At 69.4% G+C, this 11869-nt stretch carries 7 protein-coding genes and 1 pseudogene; 7 read left to right on the top strand and 1 reads right to left on the bottom strand.

What is annotated here, in order from left to right:
• Nucleotides 1–108 precede the first annotated feature (108 nt).
• On the bottom strand, nt 109–1638 hold the full coding sequence (locus C1I99_RS22705; protein WP_438941437.1) for a right-handed parallel beta-helix repeat-containing protein: 1530 nt from the start codon (nt 1636–1638) through the stop codon (nt 109–111).
• A 482-nt stretch (nt 1639–2120) separates the two neighbouring features.
• Here C1I99_RS22705 and C1I99_RS22700 point away from each other — a divergent pair, with 482 nt between their 5' ends.
• From C1I99_RS22700 to C1I99_RS22660, 7 genes and pseudogenes are all read left to right on the top strand, one after another.
• A complete protein-coding gene (locus tag C1I99_RS22700; protein WP_111136237.1) occupies nt 2121–2750 on the top strand; it encodes a CG0192-related protein in 630 nt (209 codons plus the stop codon).
• Between the two features lie 417 nt (nt 2751–3167).
• Nucleotides 3168–3290 (top strand): annotated as a pseudogene (locus C1I99_RS22695) (CGNR zinc finger domain-containing protein); the annotation flags it as partial.
• 156 nt (nt 3291–3446) lie between these two features.
• Nucleotides 3447–4178 (top strand): DUF6194 family protein, encoded by a 732-nt coding sequence (locus tag C1I99_RS35035; protein ID WP_438941436.1) that lies wholly within the window; start codon nt 3447–3449, stop codon nt 4176–4178.
• Between the two features lie 150 nt (nt 4179–4328).
• Nucleotides 4329–7484: a M36 family metallopeptidase gene (locus C1I99_RS22685; RefSeq protein ID WP_111136235.1), complete on the top strand. Its 3156-nt coding sequence runs from the start codon at nt 4329–4331 to the stop codon at nt 7482–7484.
• Between the two features lie 960 nt (nt 7485–8444).
• A complete protein-coding gene (locus C1I99_RS22680; RefSeq protein WP_199562352.1) occupies nt 8445–9317 on the top strand; it encodes an alpha/beta fold hydrolase in 873 nt (290 codons plus the stop codon).
• 315 nt (nt 9318–9632) lie between these two features.
• A complete protein-coding gene (locus tag C1I99_RS22670; protein WP_111136233.1) occupies nt 9633–10370 on the top strand; it encodes a D-Ala-D-Ala carboxypeptidase family metallohydrolase in 738 nt (245 codons plus the stop codon).
• 891 nt (nt 10371–11261) lie between these two features.
• The coding region (locus tag C1I99_RS22660) for a GNAT family N-acetyltransferase (RefSeq protein WP_111136239.1) at nt 11262–11869 on the top strand (608 nt) is incomplete at its 3' end.

Raw genomic sequence — 11869 nt, 5'->3', positions numbered from 1 at the left:
CCCCCCCCCACCGGGCGCCCTCGCCCTGGCCGGCCCTTCCGGTTCGTCCGGATGGGCCGGCCAGGGCCACCGCCGATCCTGGGTGAGCGCCGTTGATCCGAGGTCGGATTAGGGCGTAACCGTCCTGCCACCGAGGGTCACGACGAGACGGCCGTCCGTGGCGAAGGACCAGCCCAGGGCGCCGGTGTAGGAGGAGCACCGGGACCCGTTCGAGCCGAACCAGAACTGGTTCGACCCGTCGGCGTCCCCAACAATCTTGTCGTTCGACCCGCTGCTGCTACGACATGAGGTGTTGTTCCGGTACACCGAGGTGCCCGCGTCAAACGAGAAGTTGCGCTGCGCGTTGTCGATGCTGATGTTGTTCGAGACCGTCATCGTGCCCGGGTTGCGGTTGTAGGTGAACCCGTGCTTACCGTTGTCGTAGGCGATGTTGCGCCGGATGACGTGGTTGACCGCGATGTCCTCGCCGCCGAGCTTGTAACCGTTGCGGTCACCGTTGCCGGCCTGAGAGCCGTCGCTGAGGGTGCCGTTCTCATAAGCCAGGGAGTCCTCGATGGTCACCGCGCCGATGGGCCCCGTGTCGTCCTTGGTGTAGAGGTCCCAACCGTCGTCGATATTGTTGTGAGCCACCGCGTAACGGAAGACGTTCCCGGGGCCGGAGGTGAGCTTTGCCGCGAAGCCATCAGCATCCTCACCGTCGGAGTCAGCGTTGTCGTGCGACTCCGCACTCAGCACGAGATTGTTGGACGGCCACTGATCCTTGGGAGTGTTGGAGGCGATCCGCGAGATCTGCAACCCCGTATCACGGTTGAACCGCGTCACCGTACGCTCGATGATGTTGTTACTACCACCCACGAAGATCCCATTGTCACCGGCCCGCTCAACAACCATGCCGTGGACGTGCCAGAACGACCCGTTCACCGCAAGCCCACGGTTCGCCGGATCCTCACTCTGGGCCGAGAAGTTCAGCACCGGCCGCTCACCCGGATACGCCGTCAGCTTCTTGCGGGCACTCGAGGTGCCGTTGTTCCCCGGCGCGATGGTGACCGTCTGCGAGAGCCGGTACGTCCCGCCGCGCACATAGATCGTCCCGCCAGGAGCCACGCGGGTGATCGCCGAGGCCAGCGTCGTCGGGTTCGACTCCGTCCCCGCGGCACTGTCACTGCCATTCGGCGCCACGTACAGGGTGTTGCCCGGCGGCGGGGGTGGTGGCGTACCTCCCGACTCGAAGTCGATGTAGTCGATGTTCGGCAGGCCGGCGGAGCTGGTGGGGTTGAACCGGATTGTGTTGCTGCCCGAGTTCACGGTGACGGTCAACGTCTTGGTGGCCCAGGTGCTCCACGCGCCGGTGCTCTCGAACGAAGGCGTTTGGACGGTGCTGCCGTTGACGATCAGGTTGGCGGGCCTGCTGCTGGTGGTGCCGTTGGCGAACCGCACCCCCAGCGTTGCCGTACCCGCCGCCGCGGCGTTCACCGTGAACTGGGCGTAGGCGCCCGTCGCGTTGTTGCCATTGCAAAAGCCGGAACCGGAGAACCCGGACCAGTTGCTGTCAATCGTGCCAGTGCAGACCGCCGGGGAGGTCTCGGCCTCATAGCGTGTTGGCGCGGCGACCGCCGAGCCAGCGGCCAATACGACCACCGCCCCCGCTACCAGGGCGGTGCCCGCGATGAGAGGCGTGAATCTCATCATGAATCTCCAAGAGTGTGAACGCGGCGTAGGCATTGCCCTGCTGCCCGAGACGCCGCAACGGCCTCGTGTTCCGCATCCCTTGGCCCGGTCAAGGACGAAACATCGACGAAACCCCAGGCTATGGAAAGCGCTTTCCGGACTTCAAGAGTTGGCGTGTGCAGGTTTGTTGCAGACCACGCCAGGCCACAACGCGACGGCGACCGCCGTCGGTGCGAGCGCGCGCCCTTCGGTGCGGGACGGTTTCGTGTCCTGCGCCGCGTCGGCAGAGGGTGTGGGGTTGCCGATTTCTGGTCGGCGAGGGCCGGATGCTCGGGCCACGGCTGCTGCTTCGGCCCGGACGGAATCGGCCGGTCAGCTGGTGGCCCAACGTCGGACGGCACGCGGAGCATCCAGCCCGGGGGACGCCTTGATCATGGAGCTACGATGGGCGGATGGCCCTGATCCACCAAGCCACGCTGCGACCGACGAAGCTCGAGCTCCTGGCCATCTGGCTGCCCGGCCGCAGCTGGTACACCGGGCCGGCCGGTGAGGTGCTGCGGGTGGCGACCTTCCGTTTCGACGACCCGGCCGGTGCGGTCGGGATCGAGACGATGCTGGTCCGGGTCGGCGACGGGCCGGTTCACCAGGTGCCGCTTACGTACCGCGACGCGCCCCTAACCGGTGGCGACGACTGGATGCTGGGCACCGCTGAGCATTCGGTGCTCGGCAAGCGCTGGATCTACGACGGATCCGGCGACCCGGTGTACGCCGCGGCGCTGGCGAGCGCGATCCTCGGAAACACCGGCCAGGCCGAGCAATTTACGCAGGTCGATGGCCGGCTCGAGCGCCGCGAGCTCGACATGAGCATCGCCAGCAGCGCGACCCAGGGCGCGAAGGCGCCCGCCGTGGGCGCGGTTCAGCGCGTTGTCGAGGGCGAGCCGACCCTGATCGTGACCGACACCGTTGAGCTGGCCGTCGTCCGCCGCCTCGACGCCGGCAGCGAAATCACCGGCGCCGTGCTGACCGGAGCCTGGCCCGGTCAGGCAACACCGATGCCGCTGGCATCCGCGACGGTTCGCTAGAGACCTTGAATGACGGGACCTCATACCACCTGCCAGGAGCGCCCCGGGCTGCGGCAGCGGCACCCGAAGTCCAGACGCGACTGATCAGGACGGCGCCCCGAGGGGGGCGGGCAGGTGGCCGCTACGGATTCACGCGCGGCGACCCAGCACAGTGGCGCGGGAGCAACCTGCTCGGATTCGGACTCATGCAAGCCCGCGCGAAACTCGCCCCCGAAGGAAACTGAAACCCGACGCGCTTGACGTCGTCAACACGGTCATGGCAGCGGCACCACCGCGCGACCTGCTTATCCGGACCACGGCCGGTGGGGAACTGCGGTCTGACGTGGACACCTCAGCGGAAGCTGTGCTCGCCGGCCTGGCGCGGGAGGGTGCGCAACTCCTGTCGGCGGGTGAGCCGCCACTGCCGCCTGCTACGCACCCGGCTGCGTGCTGTACTTCGTCGCGGACCCCCCACGCCGCGAATGGTGCAGCGTCGCCTGTGGCAACCGCGCCCGGGCCGCCCGCTACTACCGACGTCACCGCGAGGCCGACAGCAGGTAGTCCTCGTCGTTCACCTGGGCACGACGAGCCGTCACCGCCCGGCCGTTTCCAGGTAGTGAGCGAGGCGTCCGGCGGCCACCAGCATCGCGCGTCCGCGGGCGGCCAGCCGCTGCCGCCACGCGTGCAGGGACGCGGCTCGCCGTCCGCGACGCCTGGATGGCGCAGAACCCTGCTCGACATTCGTACCCGCGAACAGCACCGCGGGCCCACGCTGGTCTTCGCCCACAACCGCCACCTGCAACGGCACTCGAGCACCTGGCGGCTGGCCGGCATGGACCTGCAGTGGTTCAGCGCCGGCGCCATCGTGTCGTCACTGCTGGGCGACCACTACGCGGTCACCGCCGAGCAGGGCTACTTCCCGCTCGACGAGGCGACGCTCACACACTGCGGCGCTGTGCTCCACGTCGCCGTGGCCGGGCCGGTCCCGAGCGCCGACGACATCGCAGAGCGCAACCCGAGGTCGCCATCGTCCGCGCCGACGAGGCGTCGGGCGCTCCGCCGTCGAGCTGGGGCGAGCGGTTCTTCTTCGTCGGCCCGGAGCGCCGCCGGCCGTTCGCCACCCTCGTCGAGCACGACACCACCGGCTTCGACGACGAATCGCAGCTTGACCGGCCAGGCGTCTTCCGACTCAACATCGAGATCGGCCGCGAGGAGTTCCAGCGCCGTTTCGGCTACCCGCCCGCGCGGTTCGCCGACAACCGCTCGTCGGTCGACTTCACCGCCCTCGACCAGGTCATCCCCCACCCCGTCTACGGTACCCACGGGTGGGCGTGCGTGCTCAACCCCGGCCCCGGAGCATGCCCGGGGTCGACCAGTTGCTCGCCCACACACCGCGAGGCGCTGCGGCGGCACCACCGCTCGCTCGAACGGCGGCACCGCCCGGGTTAGCGACGGCACACCTCGCGACGTCCGTTACACCGGCCACCCGTACCGGCATGGGTGATCCTGTTGCGTCTCAGCGGTTCGCGGCGATGTCCATGTCGACGGGCTACTACCTCCAGCGCGACGCAGGCATGATCTACCCCCAGAGGAGCTTCCATGCGCATCCGTCCACCGCTCGCCGCCGGTGCGGCCTTCGCCCTCGTCCTGGCACTCAGTCCATCGACCGCGTCGGCCGTCGTCGATGTCGGGACACCGGGCACCGACCGGCTTGACGTGCGCCGTACGTCGGAATCGGTGCGACCGACCGACGCGCAGCTCATCGCGATGCGCGAGTTGCTCGGTGCCGCGGGCGCCGGCACCCGGGTCAGCTGGGACGCACGGTTCGGCACGCCCCGCACGATCCGCAAGGACGGTGGTTGGCTCGCCGGCCCCCGCTCGGGGGATCCGGTCGCGGTGGCCCGATCCTTCATAGACGCCCACCGGGACGCGTTCGGTCTCACGGCGGCGGACGTGGCGGCGCTGACCGTCGTGCGGGACCACGAACTCGTCGGCACCGGCACGCACGTGGTGAACTTCGCGCAGACCTACGCCGGCCTGCCGGCGGTGCGCGGCGGCCGGCTCGGGGTCACGGTCGCCAGGGACGGCCGGGTCCTCTCCTACGCCGGCACCTCGGCACGTGGCGGCGGGCTCGTCGCCGCGCACAGGCTGTCAGCGGCCCAGGCATTGCAACAGGTGGTCGGCGGACTCGCCGCCGGCACCAGCTACACCCCGCAGCCGGCCGGGGAGCGCGCCGGATTCCAGGTCTTCGCCAGGGGGCCCTTCGCGGGTGACTCCTACGTGCAGAAGGGCGCTTTCCCGACCCGGGACGGCGCCCGGCCGGCCTACCGGGTGCTGTTCGTCAAGGCGCTGGACCAGGCGTGGGACACCGTGGTCGACGCGGCGACCGGTGAGACCCTCTACCGGGCGTCCCTGGTGGCGCACGACGCCGAAGGCACCGTGTACGAGAACCATCCTGGCGCCGCGGCAGGCGGCTCTCCCGTCGTCGCCTCCTTCGGGCCGACCGCCCAGTCGCCGTCCGGCTATGTCGACCCTACCGGGCTGGCGGGCGTACCAGGGCCGACGACCTTCGGCAACAACGCCAACACGTACGCCAACTACTCCAACTTCCTGGTGCCCGCCGACCAGGGGCCGCGCCCGGTGAGCCCGACCGCGCAGTTCCACTACACCTACCGGGCCAACTGGACGCGCACGGACGGGCAGACCATCCCGCCGAGCTATGTTCAGGACCTCGAACCGGCGGCAACGAACCTGTTCTGGCACCACAACCGCATCCACGACGAGTTCCGGGCCCTGGGCTTCACCGAGTCCGGCGGCAACTTCCAGGTCAACAACGGCGCCAACGGTGGCCAAGGCGGCGACCCGATCATCGGGCTCGTACATGCCGGTGCGGCCAGCGGCGGCGCACCCACCTACACCGGCCGGGACAACGCCTACATGCTCACCCTGCCCGACGGCATCCCGCCGTGGAGCGGCATGTTCCTGTGGGAGCCGATCAACGACACGTTCGAGGGGCCGTACGCGGACGGGAACTTCGACGCCTCCGTCATCGAGCACGAGTACGCCCACGGGCTGTCCAACCGCTACGTCAGCGGCGAGGACAACGCCCTCAACACCCACCAGTCCGGATCCATGGGCGAGGGTTGGGGTGACTGGTACGCGCTGAACTACCTCTATGGCGGGAAGCTGGCCACGACCGCGGTGGTCGGTCAGCACGTCACGGGCAACGCCTCCCGCGGCATCCGCAACTGGGGTTACGACCAGAACCCGACGGGCTTCGGTGATATCGGCTACGACCTGGGCGGCCCGGAGGTCCACTCCGACGGGGAGATCTGGACGACGATCCTGTGGGACATGCGCAAGGCTCTCGTCGCCCGCTACGGCGAATCCGCCGGTGGCGAGATGGCGGCACGGCTAGTCACCGACGCGATGCCGCTGTCCCCAGCCGATCCGTCGTTCGTCGACATGCGCGACGCGATCCGCACCGCGCTGGACAACCGGTACCACAGCAGGTCGGACTACGCCGCGCTGGTGGACGTGGTCTACGGCGCTTTCGCCAAACGGGGTCTGGGCGTACACGCCGAGACCGAGGGTGGTGAGGACACCGATCCGGTGCCGTCGTACGCGCACCTGAACCAGGCCCATAACGGGACGCTGATCGGGACCGTCGTCAACGCCGCCACCGGAAAGCCGATACCCGGTGCCCGCATCATGCTCGGTGTCTTCGAGGCGAGGGTGACGCCGCTGCGGACGACGTCGGCGGACGGCGCGTTCTCCGCGCCGGTGACCGCCGGAACCTACCCGGTGACGATCACGGCCGAGGGTTTCGGCTCCCGGACTTTCCCTGGCGTGAAGGTCAGGGCCGGCAAGAAGTCCGCGCTGCGGTTCTCCCTGGCTCCCAACCTGGCGTCGGCCGCCAACGGCGCCACCGTGGTCTCGGCAACCGCGAACGGCGCTGCACGACTGATCGACGACACCGAGGCGAGTGGCTGGAAGGCCGCCGCGGGCACCGGCAACGCCGTGATCAAGCTGGCCGCCCCGGCGCCGATCTCCTCGGTGCAGGTCAGCGCGTTCACCACAGCCCGGTTCGAGGGCCTGCGCGGATTCACTCTGCAGACCTCGACCGACGGCACCACCTGGCAGACCGTCCTCGCCCAGCCGGACGCGTTCGCCTACCAGGCACCCCGTCCCACCGCCCCCGATCTGCACTACAAGCAGTTCACCCTGTCGAAGCCGGTGCAGGCACAGTACGTGCGGTTCTGGACCGACAGCGCGCTCGGCGAGACGAAGACGGAGGTGCAGGTGGCCGAGCTGCAGGTGTTCTCGCAGACCGCGACCGAGGTCGAGCCGCTACCGCCGTCGCCGCCCGACGAGCCGGTGACCGAAACTGGAATCATTGTCACGGGTAACCCGTCCACCGGCACGGTCGACGACGCCACCGGTGTGACCGCCACGGCGTTCACCTCCACCTGCACCGTGCCAGTGGCGCCAGCACAGGGCGCGGACGGATGGGTGACGAAACTGCCCGACAGCTTCGGCGACGGGGCCCACGAGGTGCAGGTACGCGGCGACAGTGTCGGCCCGTACGACTTCGATCTGTATTTCTACGACGAGTCGTGCACGTTGATCGGCTCGGCGGCGTCGGCGGCCGCTGACGAGTCCGGAACGATCCCGAGCGGCGCTCGCTACGTCCTGACCCAGCTGTGGCTGGGCGCCGCGGTGCCGTTCACGTTCACGGCGACGGACACGAGGTGACCGTAGGCGCGCCGAACAGATCCTGTTGAGGCTGTCCGTACCACCTACCCGGGTGGTAGCTGCCGGATCCCGGCAGCTACCACCCGGCGCCGCACTCCCCCGCCGGGTCGTACGGCCGGCGCTGGTCTGACGAGGACCGGGCAGCCGCAGTGGTCGAGGTCAGCCGAGGTGCCGGACGCCCCGTCGGACCGGCCCCGTCGACGACGGCCCGGTGTAACAGGGGTTGAGGTCGGCGGGTCAGCTGGCGGCGAGGGAGGCCACGGCGCACCGTTAGATGGGTGTCGCGGGTTGGCAGAGCAACTCACCCGTGGCCGGGTCCTGGCACAGGTATCGGTCACCTTCGTGCATCCATCCCCACAGCGTGTCCTTGAACAGGGGTTGCCGGCAGTGCCGGCACGTCGCGGCTCGTCGTTCCTGAGTCGCTGGTGGTGGCGCCTGGGCAGGGCTATCCCGTGCGGTACGTGTCGCTCTCGCGGGTCCCGCCGAAGCGGTGGTAGCCGCGCCACGGCGGGACGGCGGCTGTCGGGTTGGGCGTTGCGGTGGCGACTCAGCCATTGTACTTCCTGTGCGTGCGCTGTTCGGATCGGACGGGGCGGGAACGCCGTTGGGCCTGGCGTTCCGCCCGCCCGGGAAGCCGTGCGCCGACCTCCCTTAAGCACAGGCGTTGCCCCTCACGGTGCTGTTACACAGCGCCGATGCCAGCCTTCGCCGTGCGCAGCGTGATCGTCGTCCCGACGGGGTCTCGTCACGTCGCTCACGGGCCGCGCGAACTCCACACCGCACGCTTGGAGCTGGGTACGCCACACGTCGCGGAAGAACGCCGGTCCGCGTCCGCGTCGCGGCTGTAGATGATCACGTGCGCGCCACGGCGGCGGCCGGCACCTAACCGAAACCGGTACGGCCGGGGGGTCGGGAGCGGATGATCGAAGGCGCGAGCTGTCGGACTGGAGGGGGCTACTGGTGTTTGACGGCTTTGACGAGTTCGACATCGCCACGAGCGCTACGACGATCCACGGACGTCACGGCGGCGAAGGGGAACCGGTTCTCCTCCTGCACGGCATCCCCGAGACCCACCTCATGTGGCACCACGTCGCACCGCGACTCGCTGAGCGGCTCACCGTGGTCGCCACCGACTTGAGAGGCTTCGGCGACAGCGGCAAACCGCCGAGCACCCCGGACCACGCGCCCTACAGCATGCGTGAGATCGCCCGGGACCAAATCGAGGTCATGCAGACACTGGGGTACGACCGGTTCATGGTCGTCGGCCATGATCGGGGAGCGCGATGCGCGTACCGGATGGCGTTGGACCATCCGGATGCCGTCACCCGTCTTGCGGTGCTCGACATCATTCCCACCGGCGACACGTTCCAGCACGCGGACAAGGACTTCAGCCTCGGCTTCTGGGTCTGGTCATTCCTTGCCGCCCCGGAACCGGTGCCCGAGCATCTGATTGCCCAGGCACCCGCCGTCATGGTCGACTACATGCTCGACTCGTGGTCTGACCGACCGGACACCTTCCCCGCCGACCTCCGCGCCGTGTACACCGACAAGTTCCGCAATCCCGACACCATCCACGCCATATGCGAGGAGTACCGGGCGTCGGTCACCCTCGACTACGAGCACGACGAAGCCGACCGCGGCAAGCGGCGGATCACCTGCCCGGTCCTCGCCCTGTGGAGCCGTACCGGCGCCTTCGCCAGCCGGTACCAGCCGCTTGAGGTCTGGCGAGCTTGGGCGGACGACGTTGAGGGTGGCCCGATCTCGGCTGGGCACTTCCTGGCGGAGGAAGCACCCGAGGAGACCGCGCGTCGCCTACTCGAGTTTCTCACCTGACGACGGTGATCAGCGTGGGCGGCGGCGGGTCAGACTGTGCCGCTGCGCCCACGTGGTGATCGCCTTGCCGTTGCGATGAAGAAGTCGTTGCCGAGCACCAGCGCCTCGCCCTGCGGCCCGCGCATGGCCTCGGCGCGCGAGTGCGGACCGCCGCCCGGTTCCGCCCAGGACATCGGCCGCCGGTAACCGAGGTCTCCATGGCCCCGCCGTCACGAAAGAATCCTCCGCCTCCGCCCCGGCTACGGGCAAATATTGACACAGGGACGGCGTTCAGTCACGCTCATCGATACATATCTCCCTCGGCTGGAGGCCAGCATGTTCAGACGTATCGCCAGCTCGATCGCCGCGCTGAGCCTCACCGCCGTGGCGGGTCTCGTCGGCGTGGTAGCCACCGCCTCGCCCGCCCACGCGGATGGCTGCTACACCTGGGGACGGACGCTGTCCGAAGGGATGTCCGGTGAGGATGTCCGCCAGCTACAGATTCGCGTCGCCGGCTACCCCGGCTACGGCGAGGTGCTCGGCATCGACGGGATCTTCGGTCCGGCGACGAAGGCCGCCGTCAACCGCTTCAAGAACGCCTACGGCCTCGACAACAATGGCATCGCCGGCCCGGCCGTGTTCAACAAGATCTACGAGTTGCAGGACAACGACTGCACCCCGGTCAACTTCAGCTACGCCGAGCTGAACGACTGCAACTCCGACTGGTCCGGCGGCGCCGTCTCGGCCTCGACCGCCAAGTTCAACGCCCTGGTGAACATGTGGAAGCTGCAGGCCATGCGACACGCCCTCGGCGACCGGCAGATCATCGTCACCAGCGCCTTCCGCAGCTACGCGTGCAACAACGCCGTCGGCGGCTCGTCGACAAGCCGGCACCTCTACGGCGACGCGGTCGACCTCGCCGCCGGGCCGCATTCCCTGTGCACCCTCGCCAAGCGCGCCCGCTACCACGGCTGGCGCGAGATCCTCGGTCCCGGCTACCCCGGCCACAACGATCACACCCACGTCGCCCACAAGTCCTCGCAGACCTGGTCGGCCCCGAACTGCGGCATCTGAGTCGGGCAGCAGATGCTCCCTGGCGAGGGCCGGCACCAACTGGTCACGGCCATCGCGGGCGACCAGGCCGTCGAAGATCAACGAACCGCCGTCGACGCCGTAGTTCAGCACCGGGTTCAGCGCCTCCGGCTCCCTCGCGGTCGCCACCACCACGGTGCCGGCACCGTTCGTGCCGCCGGACGGGGCCGCCTGCGACGAGCAACCCGCGGCGGCGAGGACACCGGCGACGGTCACCGCCAGCACGCGTACGGACAGCGGCTTACCCATGACGTACTCCTGGCAGTTGCGGGTGCGAGCCCGGCGCACGCCGGACCGAGGATCTCGTTTCGATCGGCCGGGGCCGTCGATGCGCGTGGCGGCAGCCGGCGGACGGGTCGGTTCAGGCCGACGGGGCTGTGCCGCGTCGGCGACGAGCAGGGTCAGCTCCCCACGGTGGCGGGCCGCGGTAACCGAGGCGGGCTGAACGAGGTCCGCCGCGACAGGGAGGGGATTGTCACGCCGGTCGGGGCGTCGGCGTCGGACATCGCCGGCTCCGGCGCGCCATAGTCGTCCGGCATGTCGGGCAGCGAGTGGACGCCCACCAGCACTCCTCGAACACGTCGTCGGCCACGAGCGGGCGGCCACCCCGGGCGGAGGTTCAGATCATCGCGTGCCGGGGCGCCCACCGCCGATGCCAGCATTCCGTAGTTGCCAGTTATTGGCAACAAGGCGGCTCCACGTCGAGCAACTGTCGCTCCCCGTGTGGCTCCGGCAGGGAGCCGCGGGCGTCGTGGCGGCCGCAGCGCCACGATCGCGGCCAGCACCATCGGCCGGTATGTGACATCACCGCCGTCGTGGACGCCGTTGTCGGCGACCTCGCCATCGCACCTACCGCTGACTGGAGTTGCCCGCATGGACACCACAGTTCGTATCCGCGCCGCCCGCCGGGCGGACAAAGACTCCATCGCCGCGCTCATCGCCGATGCCCTCCAGCCCAGCTCTGTCGCCGCCTGGCTCGTGCCGGATCCGGCGACACGGCGGCGGATCCTGGCCGACGTCGTCGGCATCTGGGTGGAGCACGCCATGTTCTTCGGCGACATCTACCTCACCGACGACCTCACCGCCGCCGCAGTCGGCTTCCGCCGCTACCGGCCCATCCCAGCACCGGCCAACTACCCGGCGCGGCTCGCCGACGCCGCCGGCCCACACAGCGACCGCTTCGACCTCCTCCACCAGGCCCTGGCCCGGCAGCACCCCACCGAACCGCACTACCACCTCACCTTCCTCGCCGTCGCGCCCCCCGCCCAGCAGGCCGGACGCGGCAAAGCGCTGCTCGCCCACCACCACAGCCGCGTCGACCGGGTCGGCCTACCGTCCTGGACCACCGCCACCGCCGCCCTAAATCTGTATGCCCGCTACGGCTACACACCACGGGCGGAGCTCACCCTGCCCGACGGCCCGACCCTCTACCCGATGCGCCGCAACCCCGACCCACGCAGCAACGAATGGCCCCTCAACAC

The organism is Micromonospora deserti (assembly GCF_003236335.1).
Lineage (GTDB): Bacteria > Actinomycetota > Actinomycetes > Mycobacteriales > Micromonosporaceae > Micromonospora > Micromonospora deserti.
This window is presented reverse-complemented; position numbering and strand designations above follow the sequence as displayed.

Coding starts and splice junctions, on each gene's coding strand:
- C1I99_RS22685 (WP_111136235.1), top strand. CDS start 4,329: ATGCGCATCCGTCCACCGCTCGCCGCCGGTGCGGCCTTCGCCCTCGTC.
- C1I99_RS22700 (WP_111136237.1), top strand. CDS start 2,121: ATGGCCCTGATCCACCAAGCCACGCTGCGACCGACGAAGCTCGAGCTC.
- C1I99_RS35035 (WP_438941436.1), top strand. CDS start 3,447: ATGGCGCAGAACCCTGCTCGACATTCGTACCCGCGAACAGCACCGCGG.
- C1I99_RS22670 (WP_111136233.1), top strand. CDS start 9,633: ATGTTCAGACGTATCGCCAGCTCGATCGCCGCGCTGAGCCTCACCGCC.